Raw genomic sequence first — 17,301 nt, 5'->3', positions numbered from 1 at the left:
TTAACTTCTAGGAGGTGCCATATAGTGAAAAAATTAATAACCGTTTTTTGCATCATGTTACTAGCTGTTTTCACATTTGCTGCTTGTAGTAGCACAAAAGAAAGTACGAAAGAACAAGCTCAAAAAATTCGAGTTGGCGAAGTTACCCACTCTCTGTTCTACGCACCATTATATGTTGGAATTGAAAAAGGTTTTTTTAAAGATGAAGGCTTAAATATTGACTTACAAACAACCGCTGGCGGGGATAAAACGATGACTACCCTATTATCCGGCGGAATTGATATTGCTCTCGTTGGTTCAGAAACGTCCATTTATGTTCATCAACAAGGAGCAAAAGATCCTATCATTAATTTTGCACAGTTAACACAAACAGATGGCACATTTTTAGTTTCACGTAAAAAATTAGACACTTTTAATTGGAATGACGTAAAGGGCGTTACGTTTTTAGGACAGCGTAAAGGCGGCATGCCACAAATGGTTGGAGAATATGTTTTAAAGAAAAATGGCATTGATCCTCACAAAGATACGAACTTAATTCAAAATATCGAGTTTGCTAATATTGCAAATGCCTTTGCATCTGGTACAGGAGAATTTGTACAGCTCTTTGAACCGACTGCAAGTATATTTGAAAAAGAAGGAAAAGGTTATATTGTCGCTTCTTTCGGAGCTGAATCTGGCACTGTTCCTTATACAACGTTTATGGCAAAAGAAAGTTTCTTAAAGAAAGATAAAGCTGCTGCAGAAAAATTCACGCGTGCGCTATATAAAGCGCAGCAATGGGTTGATACACATAGTCCTGAAGAGATTGCTGATGCTGTTTCTCCACTATTTAAAGACACTTCAAAAGACATTTCAATAAAAGTAATTGAGCGCTACAAAAAACAACATTCTTATGCGACAAATCCATTATTAGATGCTGAAGAATGGAAACAGCTCCAAACGATTATGAAAGAAGCTGGCGAATTACAAAAAGAAGTTCCACATGAAACGCTCGTCAATACAAAAATTGCTGAAAGCGTCATTAAGAAATAGAGGCGAAATATATGAGTTTTTTACAAATACGTAACGTTTCTCACTGCTTTTTTGCAAAAAAAAATGCCAAACTTATTCTTAAAGATATGAGTTTGCAAGTGGAAGAGGGGGAATTTATTTCTATCCTTGGTCCGAGTGGTTGCGGAAAAACAACGCTTCTCTCTATTATTGCAGGGCTACTCGATCCAATTGAAGGGACCGTATTTTTAGATGGTGAGCTGATTACAACTATGACCCCATCTATGGGCTATATGCTCCAGCAAGATTACTTGTTTCCGTGGAAAACAATTGAAGAAAATATTATGCTCGGACTTCATATTCGGAAAATTTATGATGAAAATACGAAAGAACATACATTAAAGCTTTTAAAACAAGTCGGCTTACATGATATAGAACAGCAATATCCTCGTGAACTATCCGGCGGCATGCGCCAACGTGCTGCACTCGTTCGAACATTAGCGACCGATCCAAAAATTTTATTGCTAGATGAACCATTTTCCGCTCTCGATTATCAAACAAAATTAAAACTAGAAGAACTCGTCTTCACATTACTACGTAAATATAAGAAAACATCACTACTTGTGACACATGATATTGAAGAAGCAATTGCGATGAGCGATCGTATTTATTTGCTGCAAGCGAACCCTGGAAAGATTGCAAAAACATTCATCGTCCCAGATAGTATCCGTTCCTTATCGCCGTTAGAAGCACGCCACCACCATGACTTCCCAGCCCTCTTCCAAGAAATATGGAAGGAGTTGGAACGACTTGGATAATATAAAACAACTACATGAACAGTTTCGAAAAAAAGAAAGACAACGTGCATGGTTAGCTCGCTCTTTACAACTTTTACTTCTTGTTCTTTTCTTTGCACTATGGGAAATAGCTAGCAAGAAAGAGTGGATTGATCCTTTACTCTTTAGCTCTCCTTCGAGTATTTGGGATCTCTTCTTAACGAAATGGATTGACGGTTCACTTTGGATTCACATATGGACGACATTACTCGAAACAGGAGTAGGCTTCATTCTCGGAACAGTACTCGGAGCTATTATCGCCACTTTCCTTTGGTGGATGCCCCTTTTAGCTCGCGTACTTGATCCATATCTCGTTGTCCTAAATGCAATGCCAAAAGTAGCACTCGGCCCAATTATTATTGTCATTTTCGGCCCAAACATTTCATCTTCTATCGCAATGGGGGTAATCATCTCCATCATCATTACCATTCTCGTTATTTACAGCGCATTTCAAGAAGTCGATTCCAACTATATAAAAGTAATGCACACATTTGGCGCAAATAAATGGCAATGCTATAAGCACGTTATTCTCCCTTCATCCTTCCCTGCCATTATTTCAACGTTAAAAGTGAACGTTGGCTTATCATGGGTCGGTGTTATTTTCGGAGAGCTCCTCGTTTCTAAACAAGGACTTGGCTATTTAATTAGCTACGGATTCCAAGTCTTTAACTTCACACTCGTCTTACTCAGCGTATTGCTCACTTGCGTCCTTGCAACTCTTATGTATGTATTTGTCGAAGCATTTGAAAAAATCCTTGTTGGAAAACGAAAAAGAAGCTAACTCAAAGCCATACGCCAGAGTCAGCTTCTTTCTTTTATCTTTTATCGCACATTTTTGAATCATTTGTGACATTGCCATTAGCAACTGTAACTGTATGGAAACAATCTTTCACACGCACCGTAACGACATTATCTTTTCGATCAATAATATGATAATCATTAAACTGTTTATTTAATGCACTACGAATTTGCTCTCCTTCAAAAATCGGAAAACCATGAGACATTACCCAAATGAGACCAGCAACAGCAAGAATCGTTTTCATACGCTTCATTACCTCCTCTAGAGTAAACTTATAGCCCCTATAATATGCGCATTATAATTGTGTCTAATTTGTGACATTTTTATACTAATTCTATTTTAAAGCTTCAGTTCCTGCTTCTTTTTATAAAAAGACTGAATTTTCAATTTTATCAACATAAAAAAACGCAAAGAACGAAACGTCCTCGCGTTTTCATTTGATCGACTAAAAATATATCGAACATAAATCCAATTATATCGACTTACCGACAAATAGTGAAAACTACACTATGACTGCTCTATATCCCTCGAAATATTATATAATCCCGATAACACTTCTGCTCTCATTTTTACAAGCTCAGGGAATTGATAGAAGAAGGCGATTTTCTTATACTTTAACTCTGATCCTTCTTTCACCTTTTTTGAATCTTGTAAAATAAACGCTGTAAATGTATCCGCAATATCTTCTGCTACATTTGTCGTCCCATACAGTGAAACAAAATCATCATGCTTTTCCTTAAAGAATTCCATTTGAGCTTCTTCACTTTCTTCCACTTTCTTTTCTGTCCACTCCAGCTCAATTTGTTTCCAGAACAAATTATGGAATTGATTTATATAAGAGCTCTCCTTCGCACATCCTTCTTGTAAGAAAAGAGATTTACATTTATTTTGGTATGATGAAATATCTTTATCTTCTTCAAAAGCTTTTAAGTACTTTTCGTTTACTGGTATTTGTTTATGTCCCAGCGTCAATACATGAGCCGTCTCATGTATTAACGTTTTTATCACTTGATCGATATTTACTGCAGAATCAAGCGTATCTAAACTAATGGTCCACTCTTTCGGATACTCCATACTTGGCATAACGTGGGCGACAATTCCGTCGTAACCATCTGTTACCATGTCAAACTCTTTTATGTCAGTGCGATACTTAGCTGGAATAAGAGTGCTATACATCTCCCATAACGATTCATGATAATCCCTATCTTTACGTTGCTTTAATACTTCTTCTTTCGCTTCCTTATCCTCCGCAAAAGCCTTATTCAATCGTTCACGATCTAGTTTGTCGAAATAAGGATCTATAATTTCATCACCATCAATATAATAAGAAGCTAAAAAGAAATAATTTTCATCATCCTCTTTTTTCTTCTCTGCTTCTTTCCTATCATTACTTACATGTTCTTCTACATCATAATCTTCTGGTACTTCAAGTTCTGAAAGTCCATCTATCTTTTTATATACTTTTTGAAGTGTTTTATCTCCTATTTGCGTGCATTCTTCTGTCGTTTCGCACACATCTTTCTTCTCTCTTTTCGAAGTTTGCTTCGTCATATCACATCCAGCCACTAAGCCAATTGAAATAATAAAACAAACTAACCTTCCATACAGTTCCTTCATATAAACCTCCGTCGTTTCATTCTACAAAAATATAATAATCATTTTCTAACAAATATGCGATAATTACTTATGAAAATATCCCTATTTTTTAAGGAGGTTACTTATGATTCGTGCAGTACTTTTCGACTTAGATGGGACACTATTAGATCGTCGTCAATCTTTAAAGCAATTTATTCACGACCAATACAATCGCTTTTCTCTTCATTTTATAAACATAGAACAAGCCGAGTATTGTTCTCGTTTTCTTGAACTCGATAATAATGGCTACACTTGGAAAGATAAAGTATATGCTACTCTCCTTTCCGAATACAACATTACCACTTTAACACAAGAGCAACTGCTACATGACTACACTACAAACTTTCAACATCACTGCATTCCTTTCCAAAACATGCATGAATTACTTCAGCAACTAACTCAGCACAATATAAAAATTGGTATTATTACAAACGGCTTTACTGACTTTCAAACAAATAATCTTCGTGCCTTAAACATACATACCTATACAAATACAATTCTCATTTCAGAAGCAGAAAAAATGAAGAAACCACACCGAGAAATTTTCGAACGAGCTTTGCAAAAGCTAAGTGTAAAAGCTGAAGAATGTCTTTATGTTGGAGATCATCCAGAAAACGATATGATAGTAAATGAAATTATATTAGCGATTTTCCGAATATATCGACCACAACTCCAAATATATCAGTGATTTTTAAAATATATCGATTTACCGACAGAAACTGACAATAATAAGCGGAGGCTTTGATTCCTGAATGCAAAGGTATATTCACACCATTTTTGGGGGCAAAAAAAGAAACCGGCCATTTTACTTTGTAAAACAGCCGATTTCTTCTATATGTTTCATCGTACGCGCTAATACATCATCGCGCATAATAAAGCTAAATTTCCTATCAGTTTTAATGTTATCAGGAATGTCTTTTAATAAAACAGACCCTTTCGTTTCTTCGTAATGCGTATGCTGCTCTACTGCACTAATTGTTGCAAAATAAATGTTTTTAATGATTATTTTGTCTTTTCCGGATACTTTATATTGTCCTAAGTAAGTTAAATCAGAAACTATGCCGCCGGTTTCTTCATGAACTTCTCGAACTGCCGCTTCTTCCGGTGTTTCCCCGAGTTCGACTTTACCACCTGGAAATTCAAGACCGCGGCGTAAATGATGCGTTAATAACCATTGATCCCCGTACCGGCATACAACCCAAACATGCTTTGGCTCAGGAGAAAATGGGTAACGTTCAAACGATAATTGTACAGTGTTGTGGTAATAATCTTTAAATTTGTACATGCCATTACTCCCCTATTGATGGTTACAAGTTTTTCCTACCACAAATTGTAGCATATTCTCGCTTTTCTGCATAATATTATCCAATTACAATCCGTTGATTATTCCCATTTGCGCGACTAATTCTTTCGTTTCATGATTCCCTAGATCATAAATCATTTTATATGCTTTTTGTAGTTGTTCATCATATCGGTCATTATTCGAATCGTGATGATACTCAACGAATGGAACGTGGGAGCGTACAAACGAACCTAAGTCCTCTTCATATGCTTGATCAAAATACTCTCTTAACTCTGTAATCTCTTCGTCATTTGCATAAATCTCAAAATTATACGTATCCGCCATCTTCACTTGCGAAATTTGGCCATTTCCAACTGATATATAATATGTTTTTTTATTCTCCATGTAACACCCTTCTTTCATCCTTTTAATTTCTATTGTTTTCATCAATTACAAAATTATGTAAAATAAAGAAAAGGAGGGGATTTCATGCTCAAAATATTAATTATCGGCATTATAATCGTCCTAGTCATCCTAGTACTCTCCGTCATGACGATTAATAAAGGCTACGCTTATAAACATTCTATCGATAAACCTGAAGATAATCCTTATGCAGAAAATAAGAAGGAGAATTCATAATATGTTTCGTATACTTCGTATCGCAATCGCACTCACTGTGATAATTATGTCGGCAATTGGACTATATACAGGTCAAAATAACTTTCTACCTCTTTCACAATTTTTATTAGGAGCTTTAATGTTTCTCATTGCAATTGAACAAATAAAAAAGAAAGATTCAGGAACAGGATTTATTTGTATTGTTGCCGGTGCTTTCATTTGGCTTGTTCTCATCATCACTTATATAAAATAGAAGGAGGTCTTTTATGCTAAAAGGATTACGGATTACTTTATCACTTATTGCTTTATCTATAGCAATCTATAGCTTTTTTACTGGTAATAGAGAAATTATGCCTTATATGTTTATCTTTTTAGGAGTTATGGCTTTCATCATTGGTATAGAAGAAATATTAAAACAGCAAAAAGGAGGTAGTGCACTTGCCCTTTTAGCAGGAGCAGCTGCTTTATTTATTGGTTTCTCAGAAATATTTCGTTAAATAGGCTATTTAAAGGCGGTGTACAATGCTAACTGGATTACGGATTTTTCTCATGCTTTTCATACTCTCCCTTTGCACTTATTCTCTTATTACCGATAATTTCATACTTCTCCCATACATACAATTTACTTTCAGCTGTTTCTTTATTCTTATGGGAATTAATGAACTGAAATCTGGACGAAAATCAATGAGTATTCCGTATTTTTTCGTTTCTAGTCTTATGTTCTTCGTTTTAATATCGACCTACTTTCGCTAAATGTAACATGTAATTTTAATCACCTTCTGACTATTACCTTTCACCAATTTTGCTTTTACAAACAGTTAATAAATTTGAGGATAATCTAAAAAACAAAAAAGGTTGGGAATAGTATGCTAAAAACTTTTCGCATTATATCCGCTCTTACTGTCATCTCTCTTGCCCTATATGGAATGTTCACAAACCCGCTTGTTACGATGCCCTATATGTTTATCGCCTTATCTATTATGACTTTCATCATGAGCGCAGAAGAAAAGCAGAAACAAAATAAAGTAAATAGTACAATCTCCTTCTTTTCTGGCGTATTCACTTTAATCGTTGCTATTATGATTATTTTCATTCGATAACACTATGTTTGCCATTCTTTTCATAGGCCTATTTTTCTAAGGAGGATACTACGCTAACAAACCTTCGAATCTTAATAGCTGCTATCTCTTTTATTCTTGCTCTATTTAGCCTCTTTGCACAAATCTCTATTCTTTTCCCCTACGTATTTATCCTTTTAAGCATCATATTTATCCCTTGTGGAATTGATGAAATACAACAAAAGCAAAAATCGAAAGCTATCTCTTGTTTTATCGTTGCAACAATCACTTTCTTCGCTGGAATTTCTGATATACTTCCATAAGAAAAGAAGAACAGGGCAGTTGAAAGAATACGACCAAAACAAATAAGAGAACCAATAAGTGTTAAACAACACAAATTCGGTTCTCTTATAACTAATTGTTATCTTCCTCTACAGACGTTCTTAGAGCAGATAGCTTATCCTTCTAATAGTACAGCCAACTTTGTATAGTAACTAATGGTTCTTGTTTAAGCATATAACGTGCTTCATATCCTCCCTTTTGACTTCAAGGTTTAAAAGAATATGGAGTGTACAGCTTATTAGAAAACATTATGTTTAGATTGTTTCTTCTTATTAATTACCGTAATTTCCAGAAAACTGTTTTACTACAGCTTTTACTTCCTCTAATTTTTCTGGTTTTAGTAGACTAATCATTTTAGGTATAAATTGTTCAATATCCTCTTTTGAGAACGCACCTTCATCTTGTTTCTTGAAGTTTTCTATAAGTATTGCTTTTGCTTCATTCTGCTTATCTTCTTGAACTCTTTGTAAAATAAAATTTAAAAACATTTCTTGTCCTTGCTTGTCCATTCCTTTTACCTCCTAAAAAAACTAAAAATAACACCATTTGGTTTCGTTTTTTATTATAACACCTAAAGGTGTTATGTCAAATGCTATTTTCATTTCGCTTTCCAATAAACTCACATCAATATTCTTGCCCAATTATATTTTTCATTTTGGCTACAGGTGCGTTCGTTTAACGGAAATAGGAATTATCGACAGAGGAAAAATAAAAAACTGCCCTTTCACAGGCAGTTTTTCTTTTATCCAAATACTTTCTCAAGTTCATCTTTATCTTGGCTTAACCAGAAATTCATTAAGCGTTTCGCTCCTTCTAAGTCGTGAAGCTTCGCTTGGCCACACTGCGTTTCATTTGCAGCTGGAATTTCTGTAATTTGAACCGCGTCTTTTAATGTTAGTTCTAATAAATCAATGATTTCACGAACTGTTGGTGTCCCGCTTACAACAAGATAGTATCCTGTTTGGCAGCCCATTGGTGAAATGTCGATAATATCAAAATGCGGATAACGATCAATATGTTTACGTAAATTAAATGCTAATAAATGCTCTAACGTATGAATAACATCTGGCTTCATCGCTTGTTTATTCGGTTGGCAAAAACGAATATCAAATTTATTTACAATACCGTCACTACCTACATTGTGAACTCCGCAATGTCTTACATAAGGCGCCTTTACAATCGTATGGTCTAATTCAAAGCTTTCTACTGATGGCATACAACATCTCTCCCGCTTTTAATTTAATTCCGTTATATCCAATATGATATAACGGAAATCGACATTAGTAAAGAATTATGTATGGTCGTGCTATAATACTTTAAGACTATGCTGAAAAGGAGACCATTATGAAACAGATTTTTATCGGTATTATACGCTTTTATCAGAAGTTCATTTCTCCAATGACGCCACCAACATGTCGCTTTCATCCGACTTGTTCTCATTATGGATTAGAAGCGTTTCAAAAACATGGTGCACTCAAAGGATTTTGGCTTACATGTAAGCGTATATTAAAATGTCACCCTTTCCATCCAGGAGGATTTGATCCTGTCCCAGATAAAAAGGATGACAATGTAAATTCTTAAGCTTCGTAGCCATTCACAACTAAATCTAATTTTCCTGTATCAGGGTGAATAACAAGACCGTGAACAGGTACTTCTTCAGGTAGTAACGGATGGTTGCGAAGTACTGATACACTATGTTCTACACTTTCTTCTACACTAGAGAATCCTCGCAAGAATTTTTCTAAATCGATTCCAGAATAACGAAGCGTATCTAACTTTTCTTCTGTTACACCGCGTTCTTTCATTTTTTCGATTGTGCTGCTTGCTTGAATTTTTGCCATACCACAATCGTGATGACCAACAACACATACTTCGTCAGCACCAAGCTCATATACAGCAACTAAAATACTACGCATAATACTTCCGAATGGATGAGAAATAACAGCGCCTGCTACTTTAATAATTTTTACATCACCGTTACGCATATTCATTGCTTTCGGTAATAGTTCAACAAGACGTGTATCCATACAAGAGATAATTACCATTCTTTTATTTGGAAATTTCCCAGCTACAAACTCTTCATATTTCTTCTCTTCAACGAATTTTTCATTGTACTGCAAAATCTCTTCTAATGACTTCATAGTAAAAAACCCTCTTTTCTCTCATTTACACTACATAAATAGTGTACCAAAATATGAAAAACTCAAAAAGGATATTGTCTTATTATAAAAACAATATATTTTCAGATAACCGACATAATTCTTTCAAAATATACACACAGCTTTGTAACAAGTCACACATACTCCCCCCCTATTTTCACTATAAACTAACTGTAGATAATGTAAAAAGGAGTGAATATTTATTATGTCCGACGTTCTGTTACTGAGTCGTTTTCAATTTGCAATTACTATTTTTTATCACTTTTTATTTGTACCTTTGACAATCGGACTTGTTATTTTAGTAGCATGTATGGAGACTCAATACGCCCGCACATTGAATCCAACATACCGCAAAATGGCAAATTTCTGGGGAAAACTATTTACAATTAACTTCGTAATGGGGATTATAACTGGGATTACGATGGAATTCCAATTTGGAACAAACTGGTCTGAGTATTCCAAATATATGGGAGATATTTTCGGATCACCTCTCGCAATCGAAGCACTCGTTGCCTTCTTCTTAGAATCTACTTTCATGGGAATATGGTTATTCGGTAAAGACAAAATCTCACCAAAGTTCCGTGCTTTCTGTATGTGGATGGTTGCACTTGGAACAAACATTTCTGCCCTTTGGATTATTACGGCAAACGGATTTATGCAAAATCCTGTTGGTTACGTAGTACGTAACGGCCGCGCTGAATTAAATGACTTCTGGGCTCTTGTTACAAATCCATATGCATGGAATATGTTCTTCCATACTGTAATTGGTTGTTATATTGTTGGTGCTTTCTTCGTTATGGCAATTAGCGCCTATCACTTACTACGTAAAAATGAAGTGGAATTCTTCAAAAAATCATTTAAGTTTGGTTTAATGCTAGGGTTATTCGCTGCAACTATTACACCTTTTATGGGGCATCAATCCGGTGTATCAGCAGCTAAGTATCAACCAGCAAAAGGAGCTGCGATGGAGGCTGTTTGGGAAACTGGAAAAGGACAAGGCTTCTCAATCATTCAAATTCCTGATGTGAAAAGTGAAAAAAACTTTGAACTGCTTACAATTCCAAAACTCGGAAGTTTCTTCTATACAAACTCATTTGATGGAGAAATTGTTGGTTTAAAAGATATTCCGAAAGAAGATCGTCCAAACGTTAACCTCGTGTACTATAGCTTCCGCTTAATGGTTGCACTTGGCATGTTCTTTATGGCATTAACTTGGTTCGGTTTCTATTTAAACCGAAAAGGAAAACTAGAAAACTCAAAACGTTATTTAAAAATTACAATGTGGTCTGTCTTACTTCCATATATCGCAATTAACGCTGGTTGGATTGTTGCTGAAGTAGGTCGTCAACCATGGACAGTATATAAATTGATGCGTACAGCAGAATCTGTATCACCTATATCAGTTCCACAAATTTGGTTCTCATTAATTAGTTTAATATTGTTCTACACTTTACTCTTAATTGCAGACGTATACTTAATGCTGAAGTTCGCGAAAAAAGGACCAGCTGCATTAGAAGAACATAATACTGAGGGAGGTGTGGCTCATGTCTCATGATATGCTTGCAATCATCTGGTTCGGTTTATGGGGTGTGATTTGGACAGTTTACTTTATTCTTGACGGCTACGCACTCGGTAACGGGATGATTTTCCCGTTCGTTGCGAAAGATAGACAAGAACGAAATCAATTACAAGAAGCAATTGGACCATTCTGGGGTGGTAATGAAGTATGGCTAATTACAGCTGGTGGTGCAACATTCGCTGCCTTCCCAATCACATATGCAAATATGTTTAGTTACCTGTATACACCACTATTTTTAGTATTACTTGCACTATTTGCTCGTGCTGCTGGACTTGAGTTTATGCATAAAGACGATTCACCAATATGGCAAAAAACTTGTAAATGGGCATTTGCAATTGGTAGTTTCCTAATCGCCTTCTTATTCGGTGTTACATTCGCTAACCTATATTACGGACTACAAATCGGAAAAGATGGTTATGAAGGAAATTTACTTAGCTTACTAAACCATTACGGCATTTTAGGTGGTCTTTTCTTCACCGCTATATTCGTCGTATCTGGTGCCCTTTGGGTTATGATTAAAACAACTGGTGAAGTATCCGATCGTGCTTATAAAATCGCAAGACCATTTTCAATGGCAGCTGCTATCATTTTAGCTATTTTCTATGTAGCAACTGCAAATCGCACAAATTTATTCCAAAACTTTACGGAATATCCTGTACTATTCATTCTTCCAGTACTTGCAATGTTAATGAGTGTACTAGCACTTATTATGGTGTACAAACATAAAATCGGCCTTGCATTCACATTCGTTTGCTTAACAATCGCAATGTTTATGACAACTGGCTTTGCAGGTATGTTCCCAAGAATGTTACCATCACGTATTAACGACGCTTATAGCACAACGTTATACAACGCAGCAGGTAGTCAATTAAACTTAAAAATTATGTTCTTCGTTGCAATGGTCATGGTACCAATCGTTATTGGATATCAACTTTGGAGCTACAGCATATTTAAAAATAAAATTCATAAAGACTCTGCTAAAGGGTATCACTAAGATGAAAAAAGACACTTCAAGCGAAGTGTCTTTTTTCTTATACGTATGATTTTCGATAAGATGTTACATTTCTAATCTAACAACTATGATAAAGAAGAATCACTAACAGCTCACAGCTAAATTGTATCACAGGGCAAACACATCACTTTATGCAATTTTACATATAAAAGTTATAACGTAGATTGAATTACTTGGTCATACACATCGCTATCACTTACATCCGCTGTACTAATACCATTAAATGTTCTCACATTAAATCCAGTATTTGATGACCCCGATCCATTATACGCTTTCGTTTTTTCAATTGGCTGCACATTATATTTATCACCTAAATTAACTGTTCCGTTACAGTTTTCAATAATAACTCCTTCAACAACAGCTGGCATTTTGTCACCTACTTTCATTTCGTTACTTTCAGTGTATGAACAATGCCTATAAAAATAGCTTATTTATATGAGAAAAAGCACCCAGAAGAGTGCTTTTTCTCTAATCATGAATAGCTAGTATGGAGACAGTTGACTTTTTCAAAAATTTATTAGGGGTAATATTTTGAAAAAGAAAGCCTTTCATATGTAGCTTACTACTGATGGAATATATAGTAAATTGATAATCTTTATACGGAAGATTGCCAATGTTTAGTATAGATGTTTTCCACTATTTTAATGGTGATAACTATCTGCACTAAATAGCAAAAAGGCGCCTTTCAAAAAGACGCTCTTTCCCCTGTTTATATACAGCCCATCCCACTTTTCGTAAACACACACTAGAAAACAGAATCATTAATTGTTACAAGATTGTTAGATACAAAAAGAGTAGAGGTAAATGTTTATATAAAATTCTGCTTTATAGCATGTATCCACAACTTATATTTTAATCCTCTTTCCCTGAAAATAAACACAATATGCATAATTACATACCCAAAAGAAAAAAGACACTCTACAGAGTGCCTTCTCAACCATTTTACTTTTAATATATCGCTTTGAATATATTTTATCATATTTATCTATATTATTTATTGAGAAAATTCCGAATCGTTATTTTTATCATTAATAACTTCAATATCATGTAATATTAAAGGTGCTATAAAAACATTATAAAGATTGAGGTGTACAACATTTATGTATTTCGGAATTATTCCTCTTATATTGTTTATTATTTTTCTTTTCTCTTATTTAAAAGATCCACGAAAAATAATAAATGGCTTTTTATTTAATGCCTTTTTCTGCTCATTTCTTATATTTTGTGTTATTGCATCTTTTGAATACGGCAATAACAATTTGCATTTCATTGTAATTCTTCCTATGATAGCACTTATCCTAATGATACCTTTTGGTATTGTCGCTTTAATGTTTGGGTTATTTCTTAATGCAAGGATTTTAATGAAGCGAGAAGGCAGACGCTTCACAAACTCTTTAACTTTAATTGCAGCTCTAGGGATTTTATTATTTATACTACTCCCTATCATAAATCCAACGAGCTTATTTTCACCGCATTTCCAACCTATTTTTGCTGGTATTTCTCTTATAACCGTATATTTCTTTATACATTTATCCAATTTCTTAACAGCATATTTTTTATACCAATTTAATAGACCACGACGTAATCAAGATTTTATCATCGTTCTTGGCAGTGGCTTAATTAATGATAAAGTACCTCCTCTTCTAGCAAGTCGTATTAATAAAGCAATCGACTTTTACTGGAAACAAGTAGCTATTACTACACCACCAACAATCATTTTTTCTGGTGGACAAGGTCCAGATGAAAATCTTCCAGAAGCAGAAGCGATGCAAAAGTATGCTGTTGAAAAAGGTATTCCTCTTGAACATACGGTTCAAGAAAATCGCTCTGTAAACACATATCAAAATATGTTGTTTTCTAAAGAAATTATGGATTCATTAAAACCTGAAGGTAAGTATAAAAGCATCTTTACAACGAACAATTTCCATCTTTTCCGCGCTGGTATATATGCGAGACAAGCCGGTCTTAATAGCCAAGGAATCGGCTCAAAAACAGCATTTTATTACTGGCCTAACGCAATGATTCGCGAATATGTTGCGATCGTCGTTATGGGGCGTAAACGACATATGAAAGTGTGTGGAACTATTCTAGGATTCTCTTTATTCCTAGCTGTAATGAGTATTATATTTTCCTAATAGCCCCATCATTTTGAAAAATACCCTTGCATGAACTTCAGAATTATTTACATAGTAATATGTTGATAATATTCCCTGTATACACCCATTAAAGGAGAATTTTTTCAAATATAATGTTAAAATGGTTGTTAGGCATGAGTCGAACTGATTAACAAACATGCAAGAAAAAGAAACTAGTTTGAAACGAGGAAATTATATGAAAAAAATGATCAAGAGTAAGCCCAATAAGCTGAAGATTGCTTCAAAAGCTTTGATGATTATTATTGGGGCATTTATCACAGCGTACGGATTAGAAGCTGTCTTAATTCCAAATAACGTATCAGACGGTGGTGTGACTGGTTTAAGTATCGTTAGTTCAAGATTATTTGGATTGCCATTAGGAGCTCTAATCGCAGTTATTAACATTCCTTTCGTTTGGTTAGGATATAAGCAAATTGGTAAAAGCTTTGCAATTTATTCCATTATCGGGATTGCTTCATTAGCAGTAGGTACCGTTGTCATGCACGGAATACCAACCATTATTGAAGGCGACACACTTTTAGTTACTGTTGTTGGTGGTATTGTTATCGGTTTTGGTATGGGACTTGCATTACGTAACGGTGGTGCATTAGATGGAATCGATATGCTAGCAGTATTACTTTCTCGTAAATTACCTTTTGGAACAAGTGACCTTATTTTATTCTTAAATATGTTTGTCTTTATTTTTGTTTCAACAGTATTTGGTCTTCAAGGAGCTATCCTTTCGGCAATTGCTTACTTTATCGCTTCTAAAGTAATTCATATTGTTGAGGTTGGTTTAAGTGGATCAAAAACATTTAAAATCATTACAAAAGAGCCTGAGCTAATGGTGGAAACGATTCGCGATCGTTTAGGCCGAAGCGCAACATACAATGAAGTTTATGGTGGTTATTCAAGAGAGAAATTCAAAGAAATTTCTTGTGTAATTAACCGTTTAGAAGAAAGTAAAATGAAAGAACTTATTCAGGAAATTGATCCAAATGCCTTTATTACAGTTTATGACGTAGCAGAAGTAAAAGGCGGTAATTTCAAGAAACATGATATTCATTAATAGTTATAACAAACGAGGCTGTTCCAAAAGAAAATTTGGAACAGCCTCGTTTTATTATTAGGTTGCTAGTGTTTTCAGTTTTTGTCGGTAAGTCGATATATCCCAATAATCGCTGATATAATTTTACTACCCCCATCTTCCTCCACTCTTAATCCATTTTACGTATTTTTGAAAGGCGGTCACTTCATGTTGAAAACGAAGCGGAATACACAGAAATAGAGTACATGTACATACTATCCATAAAATACCTACTACAAAGTGAAATCCCATCGTTGTACTAATAAACAGACTTACAACTAATACGAGGAACATAATTGCACTAAACCTTTTATACATAGTCATACTAATCCCTCCTTATATATTAATTGCACCAGTTATAAAGAATTAATTTCCATAATAAAAAGACCGAAAAGCAAATTCTGCTTCTCGGTCCCTACATTATCTTCTTTTCGTAATTTTTCCTGAGCCGCCAACCCTCGTTTTCGGGGGAGACGTATTCTTTGGCGGAGTTTTAATGGATGATTTCGGCTTCACATCAGATCCACTCGAGCCACCTGGCGTTTTCGTGATTGTCCCTTTGCTTCCAGTAGACGGTGGCGGGGTATTACTTCCTTTTTCCGTAATACTACCTGTATCACCTACTGATGGTTTCGAATCAACATTATCGCCTCGCTTAATAATCGATCCTTTCCCTTCCTTCGTAATTGGAGGCGGGGTTTTCTTTTCTTCTTTCGTAGGTGGTCTTTCCGGAATAACCGGTTTATGATTTTGTCTGTCGTTATATCCGCGATAATCACCATATGATGATTTTCGTGAACCGAATATATCGTTTATTATACTCCCCATAATATATCCTTGTAAGAAGGATGGTTGGTAATTTTGACGGACAAATTCTTCATTACTTATTTCAATTAACGTATCAGATGGCTTCTCTTTATCCTTTTGAAGATTATACATTTTATCAGAATAAACGAGGAACATTTGATTTTCGTCTTCTTTAGATGCTTGCTTCGGTTTCCTTTCGGCTATGAGCTCCTTTGCGACTTCAGGAACTGACCGATTGGCGGCCCTATACACGTAAGATTCTTGTTTACCTTCCTTTGCGACAGACTCAAGCGGATAGCGGTCTTGAATTGACTTCGCTTGACCACTTTGACAGCCTGATAAAGCATAACCCGCAATAACAAGTAATGTAACGATAGCAAGTATAGGGATTACGAACGATTTAATCATGGTAAACAATCGGTTTGACATGATTACGCCCCCCTTATGTTGCTCTTATGATTTGTACATCAGCAGGAATAATTGTTTCTCCCTCATACATCATTGTGCGACCATTTTGCCATTCAATACGCAATAATTTACGATTATCAGACTGGAATTCCCATACGTACTGTTCCTCCGAAGCAGCGAATGGTGTTTTCCCCATTACAACAACACGTCCATTATATTGCTCTTCCATATGGTACTCTGTATCATCCATTTCAATTGTCGTCGGAATTTCATCGATTGAATCTAAACGACCGTCAATTGGTGTATATAATTTGTAATACGTATTTTCACGGTCTTCAATTTTTAAATAGCGAATGTCTTTCCCGTCCTGCAGGGTTAAAACAATCTCCTTACGAGAATGCATGCTCGTTTTCCCAATCAATTCGTACATTACTAACGAAACTTCAATCATATCGCCAGGAGCTAACGTTAAAAGACTCTTTTCTGGTTTCGGTTGCTCCGGGCTTTTCATTATATTTTTAATACGTTTAAATAAGCTCACAATCTACCCCTCC

General features: G+C 35.2%; 24 protein-coding genes and 1 pseudogene. 14 read left to right on the top strand and 11 right to left on the bottom strand.

Translation table 11 applies throughout. From position 1 onward, the window contains the following. Nucleotides 1–24: 24 nt before the first annotated feature. The 3 genes from MR109_RS20085 to MR109_RS20075 are packed head-to-tail and all read left to right on the top strand — an operon-like array spanning nucleotide 25 to nucleotide 2,607. Nucleotides 25–1,032, top strand: coding sequence for an ABC transporter substrate-binding protein (locus MR109_RS20085; RefSeq protein ID WP_002173896.1), 1,008 nt, complete (start codon nucleotides 25–27; stop codon nucleotides 1,030–1,032). An 11-nt stretch (nucleotides 1,033–1,043) separates the two neighbouring features. Then, nucleotides 1,044–1,808: an ABC transporter ATP-binding protein gene (locus tag MR109_RS20080; RefSeq protein ID WP_242273629.1), complete on the top strand. Its 765-nt coding sequence runs from the start codon at nucleotides 1,044–1,046 to the stop codon at nucleotides 1,806–1,808. Beyond that, entirely contained in the window at nucleotides 1,801–2,607 is an 807-nt protein-coding gene (locus MR109_RS20075; protein WP_002173898.1) for an ABC transporter permease, read from the top strand. Before MR109_RS20080 ends, MR109_RS20075 begins: the two co-directional genes overlap by 8 nt. A gap of 34 nt (nucleotides 2,608–2,641) precedes the next feature. Here MR109_RS20075 and MR109_RS20070 read toward each other — a convergent pair whose 3' ends face one another. Together MR109_RS20070 and MR109_RS20065 are read right to left on the bottom strand one after the other, a co-directional pair. Further along, a complete protein-coding gene (locus MR109_RS20070; RefSeq protein ID WP_002173899.1) occupies nucleotides 2,642–2,869 on the bottom strand; it encodes a hypothetical protein in 228 nt (75 codons plus the stop codon). A gap of 263 nt (nucleotides 2,870–3,132) precedes the next feature. After that, entirely contained in the window at nucleotides 3,133–4,242 is a 1,110-nt protein-coding gene (locus MR109_RS20065; RefSeq protein ID WP_098474983.1) for a hypothetical protein, read from the bottom strand. Between the two features lie 103 nt (nucleotides 4,243–4,345). On the opposite strand from MR109_RS20065, the pseudogene MR109_RS20060 reads away from it, so the two are divergent. Continuing rightward, nucleotides 4,346–4,894: pseudogene (locus MR109_RS20060) on the top strand (HAD family hydrolase); the annotation flags it as partial. 171 nt (nucleotides 4,895–5,065) lie between these two features. On the opposite strand, the gene mutTA reads toward MR109_RS20060, so the two are convergent. Together mutTA and MR109_RS20050 are read right to left on the bottom strand one after the other, a co-directional pair. Beyond that, nucleotides 5,066–5,545, bottom strand: coding sequence for an antimutator 8-oxo-(dGTP/GTP)ase (gene mutTA / locus MR109_RS20055; RefSeq protein ID WP_002015736.1), 480 nt, complete (start codon nucleotides 5,543–5,545; stop codon nucleotides 5,066–5,068). 84 nt (nucleotides 5,546–5,629) lie between these two features. Beyond that, nucleotides 5,630–5,947, bottom strand: coding sequence for a hydrolase (locus MR109_RS20050; RefSeq protein ID WP_242273628.1), 318 nt, complete (start codon nucleotides 5,945–5,947; stop codon nucleotides 5,630–5,632). Between the two features lie 84 nt (nucleotides 5,948–6,031). Here MR109_RS20050 and ytzI point away from each other — a divergent pair, with 84 nt between their 5' ends. From ytzI to MR109_RS20025, 5 genes are all read left to right on the top strand, one after another. After that, nucleotides 6,032–6,181, top strand: coding sequence for a YtzI protein (ytzI, locus tag MR109_RS20045; RefSeq protein ID WP_242273627.1), 150 nt, complete (start codon nucleotides 6,032–6,034; stop codon nucleotides 6,179–6,181). Between the two features lies 1 nt (nucleotide 6,182). Continuing rightward, nucleotides 6,183–6,413: a DUF3953 domain-containing protein gene (locus tag MR109_RS20040; RefSeq protein ID WP_242273626.1), complete on the top strand. Its 231-nt coding sequence runs from the start codon at nucleotides 6,183–6,185 to the stop codon at nucleotides 6,411–6,413. A 13-nt stretch (nucleotides 6,414–6,426) separates the two neighbouring features. Continuing rightward, the gene (locus MR109_RS20035) at nucleotides 6,427–6,657 is read left to right on the top strand and encodes a DUF3953 domain-containing protein (RefSeq protein ID WP_242273625.1); all 231 of its coding nucleotides are present in this window, start codon (nucleotides 6,427–6,429) and stop codon (nucleotides 6,655–6,657) included. Between the two features lie 369 nt (nucleotides 6,658–7,026). Further along, nucleotides 7,027–7,260 (top strand): DUF3953 domain-containing protein, encoded by a 234-nt coding sequence (locus tag MR109_RS20030; RefSeq protein WP_242273624.1) that lies wholly within the window; start codon nucleotides 7,027–7,029, stop codon nucleotides 7,258–7,260. A gap of 68 nt (nucleotides 7,261–7,328) precedes the next feature. Beyond that, a complete protein-coding gene (locus tag MR109_RS20025) occupies nucleotides 7,329–7,541 on the top strand; it encodes a DUF3953 domain-containing protein (RefSeq protein WP_242273662.1) in 213 nt (70 codons plus the stop codon). Between the two features lie 291 nt (nucleotides 7,542–7,832). On the opposite strand, the gene MR109_RS20020 is transcribed toward MR109_RS20025, so the two are convergent. Next, a complete protein-coding gene (locus MR109_RS20020; RefSeq protein WP_098474979.1) occupies nucleotides 7,833–8,069 on the bottom strand; it encodes a hypothetical protein in 237 nt (78 codons plus the stop codon). Nucleotides 8,070–8,302: 233 nt separating this feature from the next. Beyond that, complete coding sequence (luxS, locus tag MR109_RS20015) at nucleotides 8,303–8,776, bottom strand: S-ribosylhomocysteine lyase LuxS (RefSeq protein ID WP_025148878.1); 474 nt, start codon at nucleotides 8,774–8,776, stop codon at nucleotides 8,303–8,305. A 128-nt stretch (nucleotides 8,777–8,904) separates the two neighbouring features. Here luxS and yidD point away from each other — a divergent pair, with 128 nt between their 5' ends. Next, on the top strand, nucleotides 8,905–9,141 hold the full coding sequence (yidD, locus tag MR109_RS20010) for a membrane protein insertion efficiency factor YidD (protein ID WP_098474978.1): 237 nt from the start codon (nucleotides 8,905–8,907) through the stop codon (nucleotides 9,139–9,141). On the opposite strand, the gene MR109_RS20005 is transcribed toward yidD, so the two are convergent. Then, nucleotides 9,138–9,701 carry a beta-class carbonic anhydrase gene (locus tag MR109_RS20005; RefSeq protein WP_025148877.1) on the bottom strand — a complete coding sequence of 188 codons (564 nt, stop codon included), beginning with the start codon at nucleotides 9,699–9,701 and terminating at the stop codon, nucleotides 9,138–9,140. The two genes, yidD and MR109_RS20005, sit on opposite strands and share 4 nt — an antisense overlap. Nucleotides 9,702–9,924: 223 nt before the next feature. Here MR109_RS20005 and cydA point away from each other — a divergent pair, with 223 nt between their 5' ends. Together cydA and cydB are read left to right on the top strand one after the other, a co-directional pair. After that, on the top strand, nucleotides 9,925–11,274 hold the full coding sequence (gene cydA, locus MR109_RS20000; RefSeq protein ID WP_098474977.1) for a cytochrome ubiquinol oxidase subunit I: 1,350 nt from the start codon (nucleotides 9,925–9,927) through the stop codon (nucleotides 11,272–11,274). Beyond that, nucleotides 11,264–12,292: a cytochrome d ubiquinol oxidase subunit II gene (gene cydB, locus MR109_RS19995; RefSeq protein WP_025148875.1), complete on the top strand. Its 1,029-nt coding sequence runs from the start codon at nucleotides 11,264–11,266 to the stop codon at nucleotides 12,290–12,292. The genes cydA and cydB overlap by 11 nt, the downstream gene beginning before the upstream one ends. Nucleotides 12,293–12,462: 170 nt before the next feature. Here the strand turns inward: cydB and MR109_RS19990 are convergent, their stop codons facing one another. Then, nucleotides 12,463–12,696, bottom strand: a complete 234-nt coding sequence (locus MR109_RS19990; protein ID WP_025148874.1) for a spore germination protein — start codon at nucleotides 12,694–12,696, stop codon at nucleotides 12,463–12,465. Between the two features lie 714 nt (nucleotides 12,697–13,410). Here MR109_RS19990 and MR109_RS19985 point away from each other — a divergent pair. Together MR109_RS19985 and MR109_RS19980 are read left to right on the top strand one after the other, a co-directional pair. Beyond that, on the top strand, nucleotides 13,411–14,445 hold the full coding sequence (locus MR109_RS19985; RefSeq protein WP_242273621.1) for a YdcF family protein: 1,035 nt from the start codon (nucleotides 13,411–13,413) through the stop codon (nucleotides 14,443–14,445). A 196-nt stretch (nucleotides 14,446–14,641) separates the two neighbouring features. Continuing rightward, a complete protein-coding gene (locus MR109_RS19980) occupies nucleotides 14,642–15,514 on the top strand; it encodes a YitT family protein (protein WP_098304253.1) in 873 nt (290 codons plus the stop codon). A 126-nt stretch (nucleotides 15,515–15,640) separates the two neighbouring features. Here MR109_RS19980 and MR109_RS19975 read toward each other — a convergent pair whose 3' ends face one another. The 3 genes from MR109_RS19975 to MR109_RS19965 all read right to left on the bottom strand — a co-directional run bounded on the left by MR109_RS19975 (nucleotide 15,641) and on the right by MR109_RS19965 (nucleotide 17,288). Beyond that, on the bottom strand, nucleotides 15,641–15,856 hold the full coding sequence (locus tag MR109_RS19975) for a hypothetical protein (protein WP_242273620.1): 216 nt from the start codon (nucleotides 15,854–15,856) through the stop codon (nucleotides 15,641–15,643). Between the two features lie 96 nt (nucleotides 15,857–15,952). Next, nucleotides 15,953–16,768 carry a DUF4247 domain-containing protein gene (locus MR109_RS19970; protein ID WP_025148870.1) on the bottom strand — a complete coding sequence of 272 codons (816 nt, stop codon included), beginning with the start codon at nucleotides 16,766–16,768 and terminating at the stop codon, nucleotides 15,953–15,955. 13 nt (nucleotides 16,769–16,781) lie between these two features. Beyond that, nucleotides 16,782–17,288 carry a DUF4178 domain-containing protein gene (locus MR109_RS19965; protein ID WP_048374405.1) on the bottom strand — a complete coding sequence of 169 codons (507 nt, stop codon included), beginning with the start codon at nucleotides 17,286–17,288 and terminating at the stop codon, nucleotides 16,782–16,784. Between the last annotated feature and the right edge of the window lie 13 nt (nucleotides 17,289–17,301).

Origin of the sequence: Bacillus cereus group sp. BfR-BA-01310 (assembly GCF_022664325.1) — a bacterium.
Lineage (GTDB): Bacteria > Bacillota > Bacilli > Bacillales > Bacillaceae_G > Bacillus_A > Bacillus_A paramycoides.
This window is presented reverse-complemented; position numbering and strand designations above follow the sequence as displayed.